The sequence below is a fragment of the Njordella calcicola genome (genome assembly GCF_056494125.1).
The window spans coordinates 267,405-290,758 of sequence record NZ_CM151396.1 but is presented as its reverse complement, the minus strand read 5'-3'; the positions used below and the strand labels follow the sequence as shown (position 1 = coordinate 290,758).

The window sequence follows — 23,354 nt, the reverse complement described above, 5'->3', positions numbered from 1 at the left end:
ATAGGCCTGTAAAGGTTTGCGATTTTTTAACGAGCAAGATTTGAGTTTTATCATGTACCGTTTTATTGTTGCTGTGGTTGCTTGCGTGCTGTTGACCAGTACTAGCTTGGCGGAGCAACTGGTGATCAATTTGGCGACGGCCCAGCGTGAACCGATTGTCGAAGTCGTTTCCCCACCAGGAGGGAGTGTCGATCGAATCAGCTTTACTCCCGCAGGCATGTTGATTGAACAACAAGCGGATGTAGCAGATCGACCGACGGGCGTCGCGGGGTTTAAGATGCTGTTGGCCTGCTGCGGCGACTTCCGTGCGTCACTGGATTTTCGCATTGACCAGTTGAATGCACCGGCCTCCGGTTGGGGCCAAGGGCTAATCTTTACCGTTCACTTGGATGATCCCAAACAAACGCAGATCAAGCTAAATCAGATTGTCTTTCAAGGCGGTAAAGCGACGTTGACTTCGGTGGACCATATGGCTCAAGGTATGCCGCCCAAATATCAAGTCTTCAACGATCGAGTACAACAAGAAGGAAGTCTTGTTATTGAGCGGCAGGGCAGCACAGCGATCTTTTCGATTCAAGACAAAGCAGGCCTGCGTGAAGTCTATCGCATCGATAATTGCCCAAAGCACAACATAAGAGGCATCGACGTGTGGAGTACACGTCAAGACAGTGGCAACACGCCGGCAAAGATGCTGCTGAAACGCTTAACGATCGATGCTGGTTCGTTTAAATCGTATCTAGAACGCCAGCCCAGCTTTTGGACGTGGCAGCGAATCATCGTCGCTGGCAATATTCTGGTCGTGCTGGCGCTGTTGGCTGTTACCATCAAGCGCCGCCGCAAATCATCGTGACTGGCCGGCTCGTTGATGTGTATCAACGAGCAATCGTACTACCAAGTCATGGTTCAGCCCGCAGACTCCGTTCCGCGGTTGATTCAGATCAGATTAAGCGACCAAACGCAGCTTCTCGCCGCAGCGCTGCTTGACGCCTTCAACAAACTCTTCAAAGATGCTGATATCTAAAGCACTGGCTGCCTTGGATTCAGGATGGAATTGCGTTCCGATAGCAAACCAATCCATCATTTCACTTTCATAGGCTTCGATGATGCCGTCTTGGCAAGTGGCCGTGGCGCGGAAACCATCGGCCAGTCGAGCGATACCCATGTGGTGCTGGGAGGTGACGCGAATTTCGCCTTCCCCGTAAGCACGGCCAACGATCGAGTTGCTTTCAACCACCAACGAGTGGCGATGGAATTGATCATGGACATCAAAGTGAGGCAATGCGCCAGGCACATCGACAGGAATGTGGTAGTGCAGTTCACCACCGTTGATCAGGTTGAGCAATTGGAAACCAACACCGATACCAAATACGCTCATACGTCGTTCGCGAATCTCCATAGCCAATAGTCGGTCGAAGTTTTCACGACGAGACGACATCAGTTTGGCGGATGAATGGAGATGAAAACCATCGTTGCGTGCGTCCAAATCTGGTCCGCCCGTCAACACGAATCCGTCCAGTCGGTCCAATACGCTAACAACCATCTCTTCATCGGCCATCGGTGGAACAATCACCGGAATTCCACCAACAGCCATGATTGCGTCGTAGTACCCTGCCGCTAAGAAACTGAATGCTGGCTTTCCAGAACTAGCATCACGAAAATCTGCGTTCAGCCCGATCAGTGGTTTAGATTGCATGTAGACGATCCCTCGAAAGAAAAAAACGATCAGCTTGCACTGGAAGTGGCGTGCATATCAACTAGCAGCGAAAAGCCGTTTGCCAATTTCAGAGTGTCGGAATCGAGTTGGTACTGCAGGCGATCTCGCAGCCAAGGTTGATTCAAGAAACAGGGCCCCTGAGAGAATCGAGGGTGGGAAGAATTGATCTTCTGAAGAATATGGCGGGGAAGAGTGATAAAATAACGTTGGGGTATCCCAGGCATTATTGGCCATCCTCATCTGATCTTTCCACGATACAATTCAAAGTCGCTTTTGAATCGTATTGCCGAGCTTCACTGCTCTGAGCACGTGTGTCCAGCCGAAGCTAATTCACCAATCCACAGCGGTCTTCGTTGTGTCACAATTGGCGAAATCACGATGAGCGATAAACTAGCGACTCGATTTTCGATGTCCATAAATAATCAATATTTCGTCCAGAATTGTTGTTGCCACACGAGATGTGGTAGCAGCATTCTTATGTTTTTACGTTAGCTCGATCCAAACGCTTATGAAATTCCAGTTTGCGTCCCTCGTTTCCGTCGGATGCGTTCTCCCCCCCCGCGTTGTGACTTCTGCAGAGATCGAGCAGCGTCTGGCCCCTGTTTATCAGCGATTACGCTTGCCTGAAGGACGTTTGGAGTTCGCCAGTGGCATCCGCGAGCGTCGCGTGTGGTTGCCTGGAACGCGATTAAGCGATTGCAGCATCCAAGCCGCACAGGCCGCGATCGATGCCGCTGGGCTTGCGCCAAGCACGATAGAAGCTTTGATTCATGCGAGTGTCTGCCGCGAGTTCCTGGAGCCCGCGACGGCTTGCCGAGTGCATCACAAGTTGGGCTTGGCCCGGAGTGCGTGGGTCTATGACGTCTCCAACGCGTGCTTGGGCTTGCTGAACGCGACCGTCCAAATAGCGAACTTGGTTGAACAAGGGGTCATCACGGCGGGAATTGCCGTGGGAACAGAAAATTCGCTGGGCCTGATGGAATCCACGATTGCGATGCTGTGCGATGATCCCAGCATCACGCGCAGCTCGATCAAGTCCGCGTTTGCGTCGCTCACCATCGGCTCGGGGGCTTGCGCATGGCTGATCGGAGATCGTCGCAAGTTGGGCGGCGGTGACTTGCGTTGTGCGGTCGCCAGGTCGCATACCGAGCACTGTGATCTGTGCGTCTCCGACACCGACCAAGCAGGCTCGGCGATGCAGCCGTTGATGGACACTGATTCGGAGAAACTGCTGGAGATGGGCGTTGAGACCGGGGCGGCGACGTTTGAAGCACTTCTGCAAGAGTCGGGGCTCCAAGCGTCTGATTTTGGTGGCAGCGTAAGTCATCAAGTCGGGCAAGCACATCAGCGGAAGATCCTGGAGCGTTTGGGTTTGCCGATTGAATCCGATTTCGCGACCTATCCGATCATGGGCAATACCGGTTCGGTCGCTTTGCCGACGGCGGTAGCGATAGGGATCGAACGTCAGGCGTTGAGTTATGCGGCTCCGACAGCGCTGTTGGGCATCGGTTCGGGCATCAATTCCGTGATGCTGGCCGCTGATCTGCAGAATGTACGAGCTAAGGTGATCGATCTGGCAGCTAACGCACAAATTGCCAGGTAAGCCTGCAGGTTTCGTTTAGCGGCAATACCGTTCGACGATGCGGGCTCAGTAGTTCGTAGTAGCGCCTTTAGGCGGAATTCGTTTGAGTTTTCCGCAGGCACGTCCGGCTAAAGCCGGTACTACGAACAATATTGAACGGTATAGCGTTTAACCGCGTTGGGCATCGCCCCGCGTCGTAGTCTAAAGTCATCAGCGCGGCCCGTTGGGCACGCGGTTAAACAACCTTTGCCACACTTGCGGGCTAGCAACGAAAACAGCCTTCGTGGGTATCACGAAGGCTGTAGAATTTTTGGCATTTGCCTTTGAAGGCGTTAGCTGAATCGCTTAGTTCCCGCGACCACCGCGGCCGCCGCCGAAGCCACCGAATTGTGGGAAATCGAACTTCTCACCTTTGAGTTTTTCGAATTTCTCTTTTTCTTCTGGGCTCAGGATGGCCAGCAGAGCGTCATCGCGTTCTTGACGCGCTTTTTCGGCTTGCTCACGCATCGCTTCGAAGTCAAATCCACCGCCGCCAGGTCCGCCAGCACCACGGCCGCCTTCACCACGACCGCCACGGCCACCTTCACCACGGCCACCTTCACCACGGCCACCTTCACCACGGCCACCTTCACCACGACCACCGCGACCGAAGCCTTGGGGACGCAGTTCTTCTTGCTTGGCTTTCAGCTTAGCCACGGTTTCTTCGCTCAGACCCAATGCCCCGGCAATATGTCGGTTGGTCAATGATTCAGCGCCTGTTTGCTGCGCGTACAGACCTAACAAACGATCGAACTGGTCAGGATCGAGCACCAAGGCCAACTGATCGTCGACTTTTTCCATGGACTCTTGGAATTCACGCATCATTTTTTCGCGCTGTTCTTCGCTGGCTTCCCGCATGCCCTCGAAATTCATGGAAGCGCGAGCATCGTCCGAGTGCTTTTGAATCTCGGCGGCCTGCTCTTCGGTGACCTTTAGTTCTGCTTTGACTTCTTCCATGCGTAGCAGGCCAGCGATACCGCCGCGACCGAAACCACCCATGCCGCCACCTTGGCCGCGACCCCCGAAACCACCACGCCCGCCGCCTGGGGGCTGCGCAAAACAGTCGGCTACCCACGTCGTGCTCACAAGAGCGATTGCTAGCAGTGCCCAAAACTTGGAAATTTTACTCATTTTCTTACTCCCCGCGAAAAGCGTCCGATAACTTGAAAAGACCCGCGACCAACCGTCGACAGCTTGGCCAATTACGATAACTAACTACCTGAGCCCCTTATGCCAAGGAACGTCAAAACACCACAGCGTCGATTTTAGGGTATTTAGCTTATCTTTCACACACCATCCCGAAAACTTTCGCCTTCGGATAGGCTTAAGTTCGACAAACCATTTCGTGGCCCAGTAGTTTCGCGAAATCGGTAACTTTTTGAATTTTTCGTCGCTTTACCACTTGTCGCGATCCTTTTCGGGTGACAAACCACCCTCGTGAGGAAAAAGAACCCTTCTTGGAAACGCGGAAGTAAGTAAGCTTTAGCATGCTTCGCAGGCGGATCGAGCGTGCTTTGGTTTTTCCATTCTGTCGTTGTCATCACCCGTTCTTTCAAGATTCAGACCGATGCTGGACTCTACTATTACTTCGGATATCCACTTTTTTGACCAACTAGCGGCATCGGTTCTCGATGGTTACAGCGTCAGCCGCAGCGAAGCGCTGCGAATTTTACAAAGCGTGGATGCTGAGCTTCTGCCGCTTTTGAATGCTACTTACCGCATCCGCAGCGAATATTTTGGGAACACGGTCCAATTGTATTTCTTGATGAATGCCAAGAGTGGACTGTGTCCTGAGGACTGCCATTACTGTTCGCAGTCGAAGGTATCCGACGCTCCGGTCCCCAAGTACACGATTCTGGACCGTCAGCGGTTGATGGAAGGGGCGAAATTAGCCGCCGAGCGACAATCCAAGACCTATTGCATCGTGATCAGCGGCCGCGCTCCCAACGAACGCGAGTTGAAGGCAGTGGAAACGATCGTGCCGGAAATTAAGCAGACTTATGGCTTAAACGTTTGCGCCTGCCTGGGACTCTTGACGCGAGCTCAAGCCGATCGCTTGAAAGCGGCTGGCGTCGACAAAGTGAACCATAACCTGAATACCAGCGAGAATTACTACGAAAAAATCTGTACCACGCATACTTACGCTGACCGGAAGGAAACGCTTAAGAATGTGCGTGAAGCTGGTCTGCAACTGTGCAGTGGCGGCATTATCGGCATGGGGGAACGGCTAGAAGACATCATTGATATGGCATTTGACTTGCGAGAACTGCAAACCGAGAGCATTCCCTTGAATTTCTTGCATGCCGTTGATGGTACGCCGTTGGAGAAGAACGAGTATTTGTCGCCGCGAGATTGCATGCGAGCCTTATGTATGTTCCGATTCGTGAATCCCAAGAGCGAATTGCGGATTGCTGGCGGTCGAGAGCGGCATCTCCGCAGCCTCCAACCGATGGGCTTGTACGCCGCCAACAGCATTTTTGTTGGCGACTATCTCACCACCAAGGGGCAAGCCCCCTCAGCCGACTATCAAATGATCGCCGATTTAGGCTTCGTTATTACAGGCCAAACGGAGCTAGGCATGGAAATGGCCTCGGCGACCGCTGGTGCTCCGGCTGGCAGCGAGTCCTCCACTTGTCAAACTTCGGGCGGCGGTTGCTCGTCGTGCAGCTAGCGATTTCGATAGCTCATCGAGCGAGGCTTGGGTATCGATTCCCCCACTATCTGGCTGCTTGGTTGCGAGCATGCGGGTTGCAGAAACTGAATTCCGGTGAATTCTCTTTCAAATCGCTATGATTTCACGTTGCAGCAAAAGGTTCCTTCCGTTACAACATCGAACCTGTTTTGCGGTAGCGTTGTCATTATTGACGGCACAAGAAATCCTTTGCGGTTTAGATCACAAAACAATCGGGGTGTAGCGCAGTCTGGCTAGCGCATCTGGTTTGGGACCAGAGGGTCGTAGGTTCGAATCCTATCACCCCGACTTTCCTTCAAAATAAGCCCTTTGGTCGTCAGGCCAGAGGGCGTTCTCATTGAAATGATCATTAGCCGCGAATCTGCCGGCGTCAGTCTGTCCCAGCAGTAGTTACAACTGCGTTATAAGCGGCAGGTGCTTCAATCTGTGTACATACCTGATTTCATCTGCTTCGGGTCCGACAATAGTCGAAACCTTTGTCGCGTTACGGGGTTTGCCATCCCCCTACTAATCTTGCTTCAGCGGCTAAAACGGCTTTGTGATTGGTCTTAGGCGCGCTTATCTTCTTGGAAAATATAATGTCACTTGGCCGAGAAAATGCGGCAGCTTCGGCTTTGCCGTTGATGCTGGCTTTGTTTGTCGGTAGCGGTTGCGCTGCTTTAATCTACGAAATTGTTTGGTTTCAACTGTTGCAGTTTGTCATCGGCAGTTCAGCGATCTCATTAGGAGTCCTGCTAGGGACATTCATGGGAGGGATGTGCCTGGGGAGCCTATTGCTGCCCTATGTCATCAGTCCTCGCCAAAACCCTCTGTATGTTTACGCCATGCTTGAGCTGGGAATTGCTGCGGTGGGAATTGGCGTCGTATTTGGCTTGCCATATGTTCATAGCGTATATTCCAGTATGACCAGCGGCGGAAACGACCTTGTTATGCGCAGTTTGGTCGCGGCAATGTTTCTGCTGCCACCGACGATTCTGATGGGCGCGACGTTGCCGGCGGTATCAAGAGCTGTTGAATCCAGTCCTAGTGGTGTGGCGTGGCTTGGTTACTTCTATGGTGGCAACATTGCAGGGGCTGTCGGAGGATGTCTACTTGCGGGTTATTACCTGCTGCGATTATATGACATGCCGACAGCCAGCTTCTGCGCAGCCGGAATCAACGTGGCCGTCGCAGTTCTGGCTCTCTTCATCGGACGTTACTGGCAAAGCGAATCGGACTCGCAGAAACGAGTTGCTGCGGCCAGCGAAGCGACGGCTGGGGCATCGGCTGGGCACTGGGGAGTGTACTTGGCGATTGCCCTTTCGGGCGCCTGTGCACTGGGCGCAGAAGTGGTATGGACTCGATTGTTGTCCCTCATGATTGGCGGGACCGTTTACGCCTTCTCAATCATTTTAGCAGTGTTCCTTATCGGGCTTGGAATTGGAAGCGGCTGGGGCGCGACCATTGGCAGATTGCGGAACCCTCGTGCCGCACTCGGCTTGTGCCAATTGTTGCTGGTGCCTGCGATCGCTTGGACGGCTTATCAACTAACCCAATCGGTGCCTTACTGGCCGATCAGCCCGTTGCTCACGCGTAGCCCTTGGGATCTATTTCAGCTAGATATCGTGCGATGTGCGTGGGCCATCTTGCCACCCGCCATTTTGTGGGGCGCGAGCTTTCCGTTAGCACTTGGAGCCGCAGCGTCCGGCGGGGACACCGGCAAATTAGTCGGTAAAGTTTACGCGATCAACACCATCGGTGCCATCTTCGGCGCTGCCGGTTTCAGCGTCTGGCTACTGCCGTTGTTAGGTAGCCAACATGCACAACAACTTTTGATGAGTCTTGCGATCGTTGCATCGGCCGTTGCACTGATACCACTGATCGTACGAAACTATAAGGGTAACTCGATGGCTAGCGCGGTGGTCCCTAGTGTTGCATTCGGCTGCGCACTGGCAATCGCGGCCGCTGTTGTCTATCGCGTCGCTCCTACCCCCGGCGAGTTGATCGCACATGGCCGCTATCTGCCACAATATGCTGGAACCCGCGATGTGGTCTATGCAGGCGAAGGTATGAACTCGTCGATCGCTATTACACTTGGCGATGATGATTCATGCAGCTTCCATGTGAGTGGAAAAGTGGAAGCTTCAAGCCTCCCTCAGGACATGCGTCTGCAGCGGATGCTGGGGCATATCCCTGCCCTGTTTCATCCCCACCCCAAGTCGGTATTGATCGTCGGGTGCGGAGCCGGCGTTACAGCAGGTAGCTTTGTCGTTCACCCCAGCATCGAAAGAATTGTGATCTGTGAACTGGAACCACTGATCCCTCCAGTGATCAGCGAATACTTCCAATACGAAAACCACCACGTGGTGACGGACAAACGAGTAGAAATCATCTATGACGACGCTCGCCACTACATGCTTACAGGCAAGGAGAAGTTCGACATCATCACATCGGATCCCATTCATCCTTGGGTGAAAGGCGCAGCAAGTTTATATACGCGCGAGTACTTCGAGATGTGCAAAGCAAGACTCAATGCAGGCGGGCTGGTCACTCAGTGGGTACCTCTGTACGAAAGTAGCCCTGCCGTAGTAAAAAGTGAGTTCGCGACCTTCTTTGAAGTTTTCCCAGAGAGCACCATTTGGAGCAATGATCAACAAGGGGATGGTTACGATACTGTGCTGTTGGGACACTCCGAATCCAACTCCATCAATATTGACCAGCTAGTGGAATCCCTTGGCCGCGAGGACCACGCTGCGGTGGCCATGTCCCTATCCGAGGTTGGATTTGCGAGCCTTTTCGACCTGCTTTCTACCTATGCAGGACAAGCCCATGGCATAAAGCCTTGGCTTGCTGACGCGGAAATCAATCGCGACCGAAACCTACGGCTGCAATATCTCGCAGGCTTTAACTCCAGCCAATCGATGGAGATTTTGATCTTTCGCGAATTCGCATCCTATCGCCGATACCCAGAAGATCTATTCCAATCCTCTGCTGAGACACGCGCAGGTCTCATTCGCGCATTGAGACTAACGCACCAAGTACCATGAACACTCGTGAACGGTTGAACTTGAGCAAGCACTTAGCCCGCCCGCTGCTCGAAGGATAAAATGTTACGGTTCTGCAAATTGTTCTTGGCAACTGCATTTACAACAAGCTGACCACTCTTCTGGTCGATGACAGACATGATATCGATGACTTTCCGGACCGGTCATCGGACCAACGGTTGTCGCTCGAAATCGTTTCCATTTGCGAAGGATTGCTGGCTAAATGAACATACTTGCAAAGATTTCTTGCGCGCTGACTTTAACGAGTCTCACGGCGACGGCAGTGGAAGCTGGCTGGCCAGAGCTGCACCACGAGATGCACGTCGATCGCTTACGAAACAATGCTTGGCCGCAACCATTTCGCGGAGTGGATGCGGCAGCGGTCTCAACTCCTTTTGAGATTCAAAAGAACAACGGCTGGCGACAGTTCAACACGATCGGCTCAACGTTCTTCGACGAATCTTGCGCACTAACCGACGCAGGTCTGCAAAAGATCGCCGTCACGCTGAACAAGACTCCTTCGAATCGCCGCGTTCTGTTCGTGCTCAAAGGCGAGTCGCCCGCCGAGACCGCTTCCCGCGTGGAAGCTGTCCAGATCGCAGTTTCGCAGATGATCCCCGTCGGGCCGCTGCCGGAGATTCTTGTGACGGATCAAGACAATCTTTCTGTCTCCGGCGAAGTCCAAACGCTGATCAATCGCGGTATGAACCGCGCGATGCCAGCCCCGGTACTACCCAAGTTCAATGGGCTCAACTCACCAGCTAGCCAGCAGCAAATGAATATCAGCAACTAATGCTGGCTCAACGACTGTTATCCGCAATCTGATTTGATCCGCAGAAACGTTTCAAGCCTCAAGACGCGAACAACCGAAATAACTTTGCATGTGTTTCGGTCGTTCGACGGTTTCTCTTGGTAGCTTGAACATGAAAATCACTCAACTCACGCTGCTTCTTGCGGTTGCCTCTTCGATAGGCTGCATGTCCACCACAGGCACGGGCTTGACGAGCAGTCTTTCCTCGGGCACTTCTGCGGTTGTCACCAAGGCTGGCGAAACAGGTCGTGTAGTCAAGAGTCAGTTCAGCACCATGGGTACCGCGGCGGGGTCTGCGATGTCCAAAACCAAAACCATGGTGACTTCCGCTTTTTCTAACCCCATGCGAACGACCGACGAAAACGATCCAACTTCGCTGACGGGCAAACCGCCTGTGATTGGTCCTGAGCTGTACGTCGCTTCCGCTGCCAACTACGAATTCGCCAACAATTTGGCTAAAGCGGAAGAAGCTTACAACAAAGCCCTGGAGATTGAACCGAACAATATTGCCGCGATCCTCGGTAGCGCGCGGTTGGCCAATCGTCAAAAGAATACCGAAAAAGCGATCCAGTTCTACCAAAAGGCAGAACAAGTCGACTCCAAGAACACCGTCATTTACACGGAACTTGCTCAGGTCTACGCCGATAGTGGCAACCTCAATCAAGCTCGGGCCCAGTTGCAAAAAGCGGTTAACCTCGAGCCCGAGAGCCGCGCTCATCGCCAGAAACTGGCCTCTGTCCTGCTGGACCAGGGGCAAGCCACCGCGGCCTTGCAAGAAATGCAGCAAGTCGAAACACCAGCCATGGCGAACTACCAAATTGCCTACCTGTACGCTTCTCGCAAGAATATCCCCGTCGCACAGCAATACCTTCAAACAGCTCTGCAAATCGATCCAAACTTGCAACCTGCTCGCGAGCTGATGGGCTCACTGCAAAACAGTGCGTTTGCCCAACAGGCCTATGGTTCGTATCAACAAGCAACACAAGCTTATCAAGGCGTGAGCAACGTCTATCAGCAGGCGGGCCAAGCTTATCAACAAGCGACCGCCGTAATGAGTACAACGCCAACGCAAACCGGGTCGGTCAATCGATAACATACGAACTTAGTCGCGTTCCCAGCGACTGATTAGGACTCGCGCTACCACCAACATCATGAACGCGCTGGCCATCAGGACCGCTAGTTCATTGCTCAAGGCGTTAATCTTCAGGTCTCTCCAAAAGACCTTGTTGTACCCTTCCAACGCCCATGCGTTGAACGTGAACATGCCAACGCGCTGTACCGATTCGCTCATCAGGTACCTAGGCACCATGCTGCCTCCCAAAGCACTCATCACCAAAATGATGATCGTTGACAGCCAGCCCAGTTGCATACGGGTCCGACAGGCTGTAGCGATCATCAAGGCAAAACTTGCTGCGGCTGCACTGGTGCAAATGGTCATCACTAAAAATCCATCCCAGTGATTGAACAAGTCAACTCCAAACGCAGCCCAACCCCACAAGAACATCAGCGTAATCTGCATGAAGCCCAATGCACTGAGGTAAAGCCATTTGCCCATCAGCAACTGGTCAACCGATAGCTTGCTGCACAGCAATCGCTCCAACGTGGAGTTCTCGCGCTCTTCTAGCAGTGAACCGCTGGATGTTGTTGTACTAAACAAGGAAAACATCACGGCTATCCCAGCCGCATACATGGCAATCACTGGATTGACTTTATTTTCACCCAACACATCGCGGACAGTGACTTCGGGGATTTCCATCGAGACCGCAGGCTTGCCATTTGTCACATTGGCAGAAACCAGCTCCACAGACGCCGGCGATATAGACGATTGCGAAATCGACGACGGCGATACATTCGGTTGATAAACGGCGGCCTGCGCCGAGGCTTGTAAACGTTGCCGTTCCATAAGCTCGTCCGCCAGCTTCTGCTGCGAAGAAAGTAATGCCTTTTGAACCAGCGCTCCCAGTATTTGAGATGCAACTTGATCATAGGAGTCTGCAAGCACTTCCGCTTCGATACTCAACAGGTGATCGTTCTTAGCCGCTGGTGTCGTTTGCGAAGCTTGCTCTGTGGCCTTGGATCGAATCACCACCGCCGCCGTCACGATACCGCGTCGTACCCAGTCGGCCGCCTGTCGGTCTTTGGCAAGCTTACTGCCTCGAAACTCGTTGGGAGAATCCTTCGCTGCAGCCGTACTCTTGCCCACTTCGTCCACAATTCTCAACGACTGCGATTCACTTAAGTTGTCTACGATCTGTTGCGACTGCTCCGACTGCACTAAATCAGCGATCGCAATCTTAATCCGTGGTGTACCTGTCGCGCTATCTCGCGAGCCAAAGATCCACGCAAAGATGCTGAAGAAGATCAACGGCACAACGAAGGTCAGCATGAGTTCTGCGCGGTTATGCCAAAGACGCAACAAACTGATTCGAACTACAGTAAAAATCATTCGCGTAGATCACGCCCCGTAAGATGAAGGAATACTTGATTGAGATCCGACCGATGCATCTGCATGTCTGAAATCTCTCCGCCACAGGCTTGGATTTGGGCTAACAAACGGGGGATCTCTTCGCTTGCCGTTCGAATCAACGTATGATAGACATTCGTCGTTTGGTCATACGTCAACTCTGGAATCCCATGATCGTACAAGCCTTGAATCACAAACTCTAAACGAGTGCTATCACCAACGGTCGCTGCAATCAATTCCTCGATGGAACCGTTGGCTACGACTTTGCCATGATCGACAATGACAATGCGGTCGCAACGCGTTTCCGCTTCGTCTAAATGATGTGTGGTCAGCACGATCGTGGTGCCTTCCGCAACCAGTTCATCACACATATCGAAGATGCGTTGGCGACTTTGCGGATCAACTCCAACAGTGGGCTCATCCAAAAGCAACAGCTTTGGCGCATGCAGCACACCACAAGCGATATTCACGCGTCGCTTCATCCCGCCAGAAAAGGTCTTGGTAAGATGATGGCGGCGATCTGCTAAGCCAATCCATTCCAGCGCCCATTCAACCCGCCGCCTTAGAGACCGACCACGGATGCCATGCAGCCGTCCGAAAATCTCAAGATTTTCTTTCGCGGTCAAGTCACCGTAGATCGCTAAGTCCTGCGGAACAACGCCCAGCATGCTCAGCGCATCGGCCTGATCGATCGAGTTGCCGAAAAGCTCGATGCTGCCAGAGTCGATCCTGCAACGCCCACAGATGGAACGCACCAGCGTTGTCTTGCCTGCACCGTTAGGCCCCAGCAATGCTACCTGCTCGCCCTCGACAATGGACATGGTAATGCCACGCAGCGCCTGCTGGCCTCCGAAACTCTTCTGCACATCGACTAAACTGAGCGCAGGCGGTTTGCTAGCATTGGCTGCCGGTTCGGTGAACTCCTCGGGATCAAATAGGTTTTGCATGGGCGTATTTTTCTGATGCTTCGCAACTTCCGCTGGAAGGTTAACTGTTAGCAGAATTAGCAACCCAACGCAAGAAATATTGCCAACGGACTTGCCGCACGAAGCGCAGAATGAAAGCTTGCCCAAATGCAGGGCTAGATGTCCGATTGGTCCAACTGGTCCAATAAATTATCCAGCCCATCACGCTCCGACGCCTCTGCCGACCATTGCGAACGAATTACCGCTGTCGTCCGCGTCTGGACCACGCCGTTGTCTTTTGCTGGCATTCCCACTGCCGCTCGCCCCGCCAGGATCAATTGCTCGTCGCGTTCTCGCGCAGCCACGGCAATGGCGTCTTCATCCGTCTCTGGAGCTCCAAACAATTTCGACAAATCGATTTTGAAGCTCGCATCGCCAGCCGCCGAACCTGCAATGGCTGGCGTTTTATGTTGCGGAAACATGATCGCATTGGCGGGACAAACTCGGCTGCATGCCGGACATCCTTTGCGACAATTATCCGGCTGTTCCACCAAGATCTTTTCACCCGCGTCCACTCCGTAGACCCCAAACAAACAGAAGTCGATACACTCCATGCAGTTGGTGCAGCGAGAAAAGTCAATCACCGGATACCAGCGCCGCGTCGGATGCTCATCCACTCGCTGCAGATTGCCAATCGCAAGTTCGCTGGCTGGCACAGTCGCTGCTGGCAGTTCGGTCTGCGAAACTGCGGGGGCAGCCAAACTGTCCAAATCACCCATAAAGAGATTGGCCAGCGTCAGTGTCTGTGCACCACCAACCGCTGGAGCATGGCCCGCGCCATTGATTTGAGCAGCGCCATTGATTTGAGCCGCCCCATTGATTTGAGCCACCCCAGCCGGCAGCGGCGCAAACTGGTCACTGGACTGATAGAAATCTGCGAGCCGACGCAGTTCTTCGATGTAGTCGCTTTCCTTCTGACTGACCCGCAGGTCAATGCAGTGGATCGCGCGCTGCGGACGGTCTGGCAAAACAGAGGTCGCTGGCAAAGCAGCCTCCACAGAGTCATCTTCGGATTGCTCGTCAGACTCCTCTTCTTGCTCGCTCAGTTCGGTCGGTGTCAGTTGCCCCTGGACGCCTAATCGATCTAACACCCAGTGAGCAGCTCGTTCGTAAAGCCAAGACAGCAATACAATCGGTCCGGTCACTTGACGCAATTGCTGCATACTTGGTCCTTCGGCAACCAAGTCATACAAGTGAGGGATCACCAAGACGCGGACATCGCTTCGCTGACTAGCCGCTTTGACAACGGAATCTTCCAACGCCCGCTTTTCTGGATTTCGGCTTTGTCCAGTGGATAGCACAATCGTCAGTGTCGTCGGCATAACTACTCAATCGTTGCGAAGCAAATACTCTTTCAGCGAACTGCCGATTATACATCCAAAAGTAACGTTACTGACGGACCGCGCAAGAGAATTCTTGCACTTTACCAACGTTCCTTTCACCTCATCACCAGCCTGCGAAGCCATGGAAAGTGACCGTGAATCTTGCTTAAGATCCTACCCCATAGAGGCTTGACCTGCCAAGCGACCGCAAATGCAGCCGAAGTTGTCCGGACCGATCCAGCTACTACTTGGTGTAGGCTGGTAACAAGGTCGCTTCGTCCTTACCTGTAAATTTCGCGAAAGCGTCCGCATGGTTGCTGTCGACCAAGACATTGTCTCCATCGGTGCGACGGCCTAGGGCTAGGGAAGCCGAACGGAGCATGTCTTCTACCGCTGGGACGACCACGTCCATTGGCAAGGCGTAGGAATGCACTCGACCGCCGCGGGCGATGTTCAATCCAACGACTTTCCCATGCAAGTCCACCAACGGTCCACCGCACTGGTTCGGCAGCAAAACCGTGTCGTGCTGAAACGCAGTTGGGAAGTCTGTCGACCGAGCACTGATCTGCCCGTTCACTTCTGCCTCTTCGGGATCGCCTAAGACGACGTTCATGTCCGTCAACTGAGCGACCAACTCTAGTTGTTTATCGTTCCTAAGAATCGACACCTTGATACGATCGCCCGACCGGTTGGAGCTAATCATGCTTTGGATCGAACGCAGGGACTTTGACGGAGTTCCATTGATGGCAACAATAACGTCGTTCTCCAAAATCCCAGCTTTGGCAGCCCCCCCGTTATCCAAAACGCGAGCAGCGATTACGCCAGCATCCGACTCATCCAAACGGATTCCGAGGACCGGTTGCCCGGCGCGGATGGTGCGAGGTTTCACACTGACGACTCCAATGGCCAACGGCAAAGGCCGCGAGTCGGTAGTCGCAATAAAGCACCCTACATCTGCGATACTTTCTCGATCCCACTGGATGACCGTCAACCCTTCGCGATCAACCTTCATCAATGCCAAGTCCAAGTCTGGTCGTCTTGAAACAACGCGTCCAGCAGCGCGACTGGCATCAGGTAGCCTAACCGCCAGTTCCCCGTCGGGGACTTCACTCGATTTCGTGATCAGCCATCCCCGTTGGTCAACGACCACACCCAAACTCAATTGATGTTCGTCTTGAAGGACACGCACCGTCGATTCAAAGTGCTTGCCGACTACGTCACGGAACGTCCGCAAGATCGTGTAGTGCCCGCGTTGATAGGGACTCTTGCCCGGCAGATCGTAACTCCAGCGATAACGCGTGGCGGTGTTTCCTTCTTGTACCAATCGCTCGGCAAACGGACTGCGCACCTCACCGGCAGACATGAAGCCGCCAGCAGTCTCTTGACCAAACGCTCCATCGATCCACGGACAAACCGCACCCAGAGCAATCAAGAAAGTTCGTACTAGTTTTCGTTTCATCTGATCAATTACAGTTAGGCATTCGGGGCACGATTATGGTATTCAAGCACAGTAAAATTCTTCCAGCCGAACGGCTAATTCGACTCCAGTCCCACGATCAATCGGATCTCCATCGGCAAACCGTCACGCAACAAACGAACCTTGACTCGCTCGCCAGGTGTCGTCGTTTCGACGGCGACAATCAAATCCTCAAACGTCTTGATTTCGATATCATCAAACTTCGTAATTACGTCACCGACCTTGATACCAGCTCGATCTGCAGGTCCACCTTCAATGACTTTTTCAACCGTCGCTTGCTTGGATGAAGGGCCATCCGCGTAACCTCGAACTCCAATAATTGGCTTGTGCCCAGGCAACGTCCCCCAGCTTTCTCCCTTCACCATTCGATCCCAACTACTGCGATACATGGAGACGGGAACATGCATATTGTCAGCAACTTGAGATCCAATTCGACTGTGGATCCCGATCAACCGACCGCTGATATCAAACAGCGGACCGCCGCTATCGCCGCCGATCAACGCACAGTCGGTGACCAGTGTGGTGGGCATCGCGTCCAACAATCGGCCAATGCGAACTACAGGCGGACGACTTTCATCGTATCCACCTGGGTGTCCGGCCGCGATAACCCATTGCCCAAGCCGAGCATCACTGACCTCGCCCAGAGACGCATGAGGCCAAGGCGTTTGATTGGTGCTGACAATCTTTACTAACCCAGCGTCCACCGATCGGTTCATGCCCAACGTCTTGCCGTAAACGACACGACCGTCAGAGAAAGTGATCTTTGCGTCGCGACCTGGCCGACCTGCGACGTGAGCGGCCGTCAGGATGATACCTTCCGGCGTAACAATGACTCCGCTGCCCTGCGCGGAGCCTTGCAAAATATTCACTGTGACATCGGCTATCTTCTTGGCAACTTTGACTTGCTGCTTTTCCAACGCTACCAATTCGGTAATGGTGCGTGGCTCTTGCCCGCGCAGAATCGATTCTAAGCCGGGCTCCAAATCGACAGCCGTAACGCCTTCATAAATTCCGCCAGAGCGCAGGGCTGGAACCGCTAGCTTCATTGAAGTAACGGTCTGAGACTCAGGCGGGGCGACAGAAACCGATTGCTGCGCAGCGGCAGGTTCAAGACTGATTCCCAGCCCCAGCAAGATGAGACATCCGCGCAGAAACTTCGGTAGCTTAACTGGTTGTTTCAAGGCCCGCACCTACTTGTCTGATATGCAAGTGAAATGGATGAGGGGGTCCTTCCCAGCAGCAGTGCAACTCATTTGCAACCGCGTTCGGCAACTAGGTTATGATCTATGATAGTCAAACCACAGTCAACAAGAATCTGGCAAATGCTGGATCTTCTGACGTAGCTAGCCTCGCAAAACGATTATTCGCAACTTCCATCCGAAATACCACCCTTTTTGTCCACAGAATTTCTTGACTTGCGATTTCTGTTGTTTGGCACCAAGGATATTCAGGTTAGAACACAACTCCAGCATATCCGCCAACGCCATGCTAACCGTCACAATCCATAGAATCCAACTGTCCTTTCAACGAATTCCCCCTCAACATCCACCCTCAATGCAAGCGAACTGATGGCTAGAATTATTCTCCTAGGGTGCGGTTACGTTGGTTCGCGTTTCGCCCGGTTAGCCCAAACGGCCGGCCACCAAGTCGATGTCGTCAGCCGCAATGCCGCTGCGGTCCAAGCGGCCAATGTTGTCCAAAACGTTTATGAGATGGACTGGTGCGACGACCAAGCCGCTCTGCCACCAGATGCCCGTGCCGACCTTCTCGTATGCTGCGTATCTCACAAACCAGGAGAAGCGAGCGGAAACTCCAACACCAATCGACATACGCATGGTCTAGCCCGCATCACAAGCCAACTGAACGGAATTCCACAGCGAATCGTCTACTTATCGACCACCGGCGTCTACGCCAGCTCGTCGCTTGGACAGTGGACCACAGAGGATTCGCCTTGCTCGCCTGATCGCCCCGGTTCCCAAAACGCACTAGACGCAGAGAATTGGCTGAGGCAGAACTTCTCGTCGCAGGCGGTCATCCTTCGCCCCGCTGGCATCTACGGCCCCGAGCGCGTGCCCAATCTCCAAGCGCTTCGCGACCATGTCCCCATCGCTGCCGACCCCGACTCGTATTTGAATCTTATCCATGTCGATGACCTAGCGAACATTCTGCTGCACGTGTCAAACGCGACCACACTAACGCATTCGGTTTACAACATCTCCGACGGCAATCCCGTACTGCGTCGCCAGTACTATGAGTTCCTCGCCGACGCTATCCAAGCTCCCAAGCCCCGCTATCAGCCGTCCGAGGGCGCGTCGCAACCAAAAATTCGCTCGCGAAGCCAAGGCAGCAAACGCATCTGCTCGCAAAGACTGCGATCGGACTTCGGCATGAACCTCCAATTTGCCGACTATCAAGCGGGACTGCGCTCACTGCTGAACTTCTAAGCAAGAACGCAGCTAGTCCACAAAACAACTTCAATCGAGAAGCCGCCAACGGTCATAGCACCCCAACGATCCACTCTGTAGCGATTAAGCATATCGTAGCGATTAGCCCCAAACGTCCCGCCTCAAACGAGCGAAGTTCACCGCAATGGCGATCGCTTTGCCTCAACAAGATGTCTTCGCGACCTAAATATTTCGTATTCCTAGCCGAATCGAACTAGAATGGAATCGTACCGGTCTGATTGCATTTACCCGTAGCCATTCGTATTTACACAGGCTTAGTCCATGTCGTCGCGCAACCTCTCTCTCCTGCTACTCATCGCTTTCTCGCTCGGCAGTGCCGCACCTTGGCTTTCCACGACCGCGATGGCTCAGCAATCGCCGCTTGATTCCGAGCCAGATATCAGCAGCGATAGCGAACAAGCCGCGGAGTTCGACGCAGACGCGGACGCCAGCGACGAAACGGCACCGGATTCAAAGGCCGACTCAACGACCCCACCGGAGGACGCAGACAGCGCGGCGCTGGCCGCCGCTGGACCAAACTACTGGGCCACGCGGACTATGGAAATGCGGTTTGGGCTAACCTTCAGTGCCGGCGACAACTACTGCACAGCGCTGCATGCAACACTGCCCTTCCCCATGACTTGGCCTGAACAAGAAGTTGAACTTGTCGGCTTCGACATGCCGCAGTTCGCTCGCTATCAACTCAGACCACAAAAGCAAGGTGCTGGCGAAATCGTCATCGACATGGAACGCATGAGCCCCAACGATGTCTTTGATGTGATCGGTACAGTTCGCATCAAAAAATCATTTATTAAACCGCCTGCCGATCCTTCGCTGCTGCTGCTGCCTCGCAATCCGCAACGCAACAAAGAGCTTTCCATCTATCTAGGCGATAGCCCTTACATTGAAACGAAAACACGCCAAATTCGACAGATAGCAGCCGAGATTCGAGATGCTGGGCATGAAACGGCTTGGGAACATGTCGAAGCAATCTACGATTATGTGCGAGAAAAAATCCAGTACCAACCGGGCGAAATTCGTTCCAGCACCCAAGCCCTGCGCGATGGCACCGGCGACTGCGAAGAGATGACGAGTGTCTTTATCGCAATTTGCCGCGCCAGCAACATCCCAGCCCGCTGCGTTTGGATCCCTGACCACTGCTACCCTGAGTTTTATCTCGAAGACGCTAAGGGCAATGGCTTTTGGTATCCTTGCCAAGTCGCTGGCGATCGCCAGTTCGGACAGATGAACGAGTACCGTCCCATCTTGCAAAAGGGCGATCGCTTCAAAACACCGGAATCGAAAAAAGAAGTCCGCTACCTCGCTGAAACATTCAACTGCAAGTATCGCCCGTCAGGCAGCGTCCCTCCTTCGATTCGCCAAATCCAAGATCTTGGCCCCTTGCATGAAGAGATCAAAAACCTCCAAGACGGCGCTGAGCAAAAAGCTCAGGAATGACCTATGCCCCTGCAAAGCAGGCCAACGAGGTCAAGGTTTGTTTAACTATTGTTCGCAGTACCGGCTTTAGCCGGAATTAGCTTGAGTTTTCCGCAAGCATGTCCGGCTAAAGCCGGTACTACAAACAACGATTGAGCGCACTTCTCTCTGCTTCGCGGCTAGTCAGCAGCCGCATAGCTTTCCATCGGCGGGCACGCGCATACTAAGTTGCGGTCGCCGTAAACATTATCCACTCGGCCCACCGGCGGCCAGTACTTCACGCTGTAATCCATTTGCGCATCCGGACAGACCGCTTCGCGTCGCGAGTAAACAAGCGATTCTCCATCTAGGATCGAATCTAACGTATGCGGCGCATTGTGCAGCGGGTTGTCATCAGCCGGCCATACCCCATCGCGCACTTTCTCATACTCGGCATAGATCAAATTCATCGCGCGACAAAAACGGTCTAACTCTTGCAAGGACTCGCTTTCGGTCGGCTCAATCATCAACGTCCCCGCCACAGGGAACGACATCGTCGGTGCATGAAAACCAAAGTCGATCAAACGCTTGGCAATGTCTTCTGCCGTTACATGATGATCTGCCATCGGACGCGTATCAATGATGCACTCGTGAGCAATCAAGCCGCGATGCCCGGTATAAAGAATAGGATAGTTGTCCTTCAACCGATGAGCGATGTAGTTCGCGCTCAAGATCGCAACTTGCGTCGCTCGACGTAAACCATCGCCTCCCATCATGCGAATGTACATCCACGATATGGGCAAAATACTGCCGCTGCCAAACGGAGCAGAACTGACAATCGGCCCCGTTCGCTCTGCATTCACGCCATCTTTGGGCAAGAAAGGCGCCAGATGCTCGCGAACCGCCACCGGCCCCACCCCCGGCCCTCCGCCACCATGCGGAATACAAAATGTCTTATGCAAATTCAAGTGCGACACGTCGCCACCAAATTTCCCTGGTTTGGCAACACCAACTAACGCATTCAAGTTCGCGCCGTCAATGTAAACTTGGCCACCCGCGGCGTGAATCTTCTCACAGACCTCCGTGACGACTTCTTCGAATACACCGTGTGTGGATGGATACGTAATCATGATCGCGGCAATACGATTCGGATAGGCCGCAATCTTCGCTTCTAAGTCCGCGACATCGACGTTCCCATACTCGTCGCATTTGGTGACGACCACTTGCATGTTGGCCATCTGCGCACTGGCTGGGTTGGTGCCATGCGCACTGCTTGGAATCAAGCAAATGTCGCGTGCAAAATCGCCTCGAGATTCATGATACTGCTTGATCGCCAGCAACCCCGCGTACTCGCCCTGCGATCCTGCATTGGGTTGCAACGAGACTGCATCGTAGCCTGTGACCTCACACAACATCGCTTCCAGCGATGCGATCATCTCCCGATAACCAGTGCATTGATCCGCTGGTGCGAATGGGTGAATGCTGTTGAACTCTGGCCATGTCACCGGTGTCATTTCCGAAGCCGCATTGAGCTTCATCGTACAAGAGCCCAGTGGGATCATTGCTCTGTCCAATGCGATATCCATCTCAGAGAGTCGACGCAAGTAACGCATCATCTCGGTTTCGCTGCGATAACGATGGAAGACCGACTGGCTAAGATATGCGTCGGTGCGAAAACAAGCTTCATCTAAACTGGTTTTATCTGAATCAGCCGACGCCGTCAGCAAAGCCACCTGAAAAACTTCCGCGAGCATCACTAAATCCTCGGGTGTAGTAGTCTCATCGATCGAGATCCCCACGTGCTGCTCATCGAATCGTCGAAGATTACATCCAGCCGACTCGGCAGCCTGACAAATCGCTTGCGTTCGCTCGCCAGTCCGAATGGTAATGGTATCAAAGACTTGCTCGCTCAACACTTCCCACCCCGCCGCCTTCAACGACCGCACCAACCGCATGGTCAAGCTATGCACGCGACTTGCAATGGACTGCAAACCTTGCGGTCCGTGATAACACGCATACAAAGTTGACATGATCGCCAGCAAAGCTTGCGCGGTGCAAATATTGGAGGTCGCTTTCTCACGACGGATATGCTGCTCGCGCGTTTGCAGCGCTAATCGATAAGCCTTCTTGCCATGGGAATCCACGGATTGTCCAACCAGACGGCCAGGCAACGTGCGCTTATAAGCATCCTTGGTCGCCAGAAATGCAGCATGCGGGCCACCGAAACCTAATGGCACTCCGAACCGCTGAGCATTCCCCACCACGACATCAGCCCCCCATTGCCCTGGCGGTTTCAAGAGCGTCAATGCAAGTAGGTCTGTCGCCACCACGACCATACACTGCTGGGACTTGGCACTGGATGCAACATCGCCAAGACTATCGATCGCTCCATCGGTGGCTGGATATTGCAGCAACACGCCAAACGCTGCGGACCAATCGGTCGGCACGTGGCGTTGGTCGATACGCTGCACTTCAATACCCAACGGTTTGGCTCGAGTCTCAATCAATGCGATCGTTTGCGGATGACACTGCTGGGCTACATAAAAGATATTTGCCTTCTTCTTGGCAGATCGCAAACACAAGGTCATCGCTTCGGCCGCCGCAGTGCCTTCATCCAGCAGCGACGCTCCAGAAATTTCCATGCCCGTTAACTCACAAACCAACGTTTGAAAGTAAAACAGAACCTCCAATCGACCTTGAGAGATCTCAGGCTGATAAGGCGTGTAAGCGGTATACCATGCTGGATTCTCCAGTACATTTCGCAACAATACTTTGGGCGTGTGAGTGCCGTAGTATCCTTGGCCAATGAAACTCTTGAGCACACGATTCTTGGCCGCAATCGCTCGCAATTCGGACAGCGATTGCTCTTCGCTCACGCCAGACGCCACCTGCAATCGCTCTCGCAATGCGATGGCATTGGGAACGACCGCGTCGGTTAAATGATCGAGGGAATCATATCCTAACAACGAGAGCATCTCTCGAATCTCATGATCGCGAGGACCAATGTGACGAGCAACAAACGGCGACAAGGGCGCAGCATTCGACATGAAAAAACCTCAACGCGAAAATTGGCAAAGATCGTACAGGTGCGAAGCAGACTCGTTCCCAATAGCGAACGCTATGGCAAACAATTGCTTCAGCCCCTCTGTCCGTTTACCTGAGAGATCTCGGCGTTGGCAAGAAGTTTTGTCGCTTAAGCGTTTCCTACTTAAGCAAGCGTTCCTACGTTGGCCTTTCCCCTTCGGTGGATCCTAGCTTGAGGATCGCTCTCCAGAGATGAATATCGGATTGTGCAGTTCGGGGTACCTGAGCGGTTCTGGGCTTTCAATTGCGCCTTCGGCGATCAGACGCACGCACTGGCCCGTCTAATTCTCTCCCGCAAAATCCAATTCACGCTTGTAGTGT

General features: G+C 53.3%; 15 protein-coding genes, 1 tRNA gene, 1 pseudogene and 1 riboswitch. Of the genes and pseudogenes, 9 read left to right on the top strand and 8 right to left on the bottom strand.

Going from position 1 to position 23,354, the window contains the following annotated elements; translation table 11 throughout:
* The first annotated feature begins 52 nt into the window (after window positions 1–52).
* On the top strand, window positions 53–850 hold the full coding sequence (locus SH302x_RS01045) for a hypothetical protein (RefSeq protein ID WP_479366680.1): 798 nt from the start codon (window positions 53–55) through the stop codon (window positions 848–850).
* A 93-nt stretch (window positions 851–943) separates the two neighbouring features.
* On the opposite strand, the gene SH302x_RS01040 is transcribed toward SH302x_RS01045, so the two are convergent.
* Window positions 944–1,693: a gamma-glutamyl-gamma-aminobutyrate hydrolase family protein gene (locus tag SH302x_RS01040; RefSeq protein WP_479366679.1), complete on the bottom strand. Its 750-nt coding sequence runs from the start codon at window positions 1,691–1,693 to the stop codon at window positions 944–946.
* Between the two features lie 529 nt (window positions 1,694–2,222).
* Here SH302x_RS01040 and SH302x_RS01035 point away from each other — a divergent pair.
* Entirely contained in the window at window positions 2,223–3,317 is a 1,095-nt protein-coding gene (locus tag SH302x_RS01035; protein WP_479366678.1) for a 3-oxoacyl-ACP synthase III, read from the top strand.
* Window positions 3,318–3,641: 324 nt separating this feature from the next.
* Here the strand turns inward: SH302x_RS01035 and SH302x_RS01030 are convergent, their stop codons facing one another.
* Window positions 3,642–4,466, bottom strand: coding sequence for a hypothetical protein (locus SH302x_RS01030; RefSeq protein WP_479366676.1), 825 nt, complete (start codon window positions 4,464–4,466; stop codon window positions 3,642–3,644).
* 436 nt (window positions 4,467–4,902) lie between these two features.
* Here SH302x_RS01030 and bioB point away from each other — a divergent pair.
* From bioB to SH302x_RS01005, 5 genes and pseudogenes are all read left to right on the top strand, one after another.
* Window positions 4,903–5,907: pseudogene (gene bioB, locus SH302x_RS01025) on the top strand (biotin synthase BioB); the annotation flags it as partial.
* Window positions 5,908–6,240: 333 nt separating this feature from the next.
* Window positions 6,241–6,315, top strand: a tRNA-Pro gene (locus SH302x_RS01020).
* 290 nt (window positions 6,316–6,605) lie between these two features.
* Window positions 6,606–9,053 carry a fused MFS/spermidine synthase gene (locus tag SH302x_RS01015; protein WP_479366674.1) on the top strand — a complete coding sequence of 816 codons (2,448 nt, stop codon included), beginning with the start codon at window positions 6,606–6,608 and terminating at the stop codon, window positions 9,051–9,053.
* A 220-nt stretch (window positions 9,054–9,273) separates the two neighbouring features.
* Window positions 9,274–9,843, top strand: coding sequence for a hypothetical protein (locus tag SH302x_RS01010; RefSeq protein WP_479366672.1), 570 nt, complete (start codon window positions 9,274–9,276; stop codon window positions 9,841–9,843).
* 130 nt (window positions 9,844–9,973) lie between these two features.
* A complete protein-coding gene (locus tag SH302x_RS01005) occupies window positions 9,974–10,954 on the top strand; it encodes a tetratricopeptide repeat protein (protein WP_479366670.1) in 981 nt (326 codons plus the stop codon).
* Between the two features lie 9 nt (window positions 10,955–10,963).
* Here SH302x_RS01005 and SH302x_RS01000 read toward each other — a convergent pair whose 3' ends face one another.
* The 5 genes from SH302x_RS01000 to SH302x_RS00980 form a co-directional block, all read right to left on the bottom strand.
* Window positions 10,964–12,307 (bottom strand): ABC transporter permease, encoded by a 1,344-nt coding sequence (locus tag SH302x_RS01000; RefSeq protein WP_479366669.1) that lies wholly within the window; start codon window positions 12,305–12,307, stop codon window positions 10,964–10,966.
* On the bottom strand, window positions 12,304–13,272 hold the full coding sequence (locus tag SH302x_RS00995) for an ABC transporter ATP-binding protein (protein ID WP_479366668.1): 969 nt from the start codon (window positions 13,270–13,272) through the stop codon (window positions 12,304–12,306). Before SH302x_RS00995 ends, SH302x_RS01000 begins: the two co-directional genes overlap by 4 nt.
* A gap of 134 nt (window positions 13,273–13,406) precedes the next feature.
* Window positions 13,407–14,612 carry an ATP-binding protein gene (locus SH302x_RS00990; RefSeq protein WP_479366667.1) on the bottom strand — a complete coding sequence of 402 codons (1,206 nt, stop codon included), beginning with the start codon at window positions 14,610–14,612 and terminating at the stop codon, window positions 13,407–13,409.
* A gap of 244 nt (window positions 14,613–14,856) precedes the next feature.
* The gene (locus SH302x_RS00985) at window positions 14,857–16,071 is read right to left on the bottom strand and encodes a PDZ domain-containing protein (protein WP_479366666.1); all 1,215 of its coding nucleotides are present in this window, start codon (window positions 16,069–16,071) and stop codon (window positions 14,857–14,859) included.
* 74 nt (window positions 16,072–16,145) lie between these two features.
* Window positions 16,146–17,270: a S1C family serine protease gene (locus tag SH302x_RS00980; RefSeq protein ID WP_479366665.1), complete on the bottom strand. Its 1,125-nt coding sequence runs from the start codon at window positions 17,268–17,270 to the stop codon at window positions 16,146–16,148.
* 387 nt (window positions 17,271–17,657) lie between these two features.
* Between SH302x_RS00980 and SH302x_RS00975 the strand changes: the two genes are divergently transcribed.
* Window positions 17,658–18,533 (top strand): NAD-dependent epimerase/dehydratase family protein, encoded by an 876-nt coding sequence (locus tag SH302x_RS00975; RefSeq protein WP_479366664.1) that lies wholly within the window; start codon window positions 17,658–17,660, stop codon window positions 18,531–18,533.
* A gap of 282 nt (window positions 18,534–18,815) precedes the next feature.
* Complete coding sequence (locus tag SH302x_RS00970; RefSeq protein ID WP_479366663.1) at window positions 18,816–19,991, top strand: transglutaminase-like domain-containing protein; 1,176 nt, start codon at window positions 18,816–18,818, stop codon at window positions 19,989–19,991.
* A 158-nt stretch (window positions 19,992–20,149) separates the two neighbouring features.
* On the opposite strand, the gene gcvP is transcribed toward SH302x_RS00970, so the two are convergent.
* Window positions 20,150–22,996 carry an aminomethyl-transferring glycine dehydrogenase gene (gene gcvP, locus SH302x_RS00965; protein WP_479366661.1) on the bottom strand — a complete coding sequence of 949 codons (2,847 nt, stop codon included), beginning with the start codon at window positions 22,994–22,996 and terminating at the stop codon, window positions 20,150–20,152.
* 88 nt (window positions 22,997–23,084) lie between these two features.
* Window positions 23,085–23,233: riboswitch (glycine riboswitch) on the bottom strand.
* Between the last annotated feature and the right edge of the window lie 121 nt (window positions 23,234–23,354).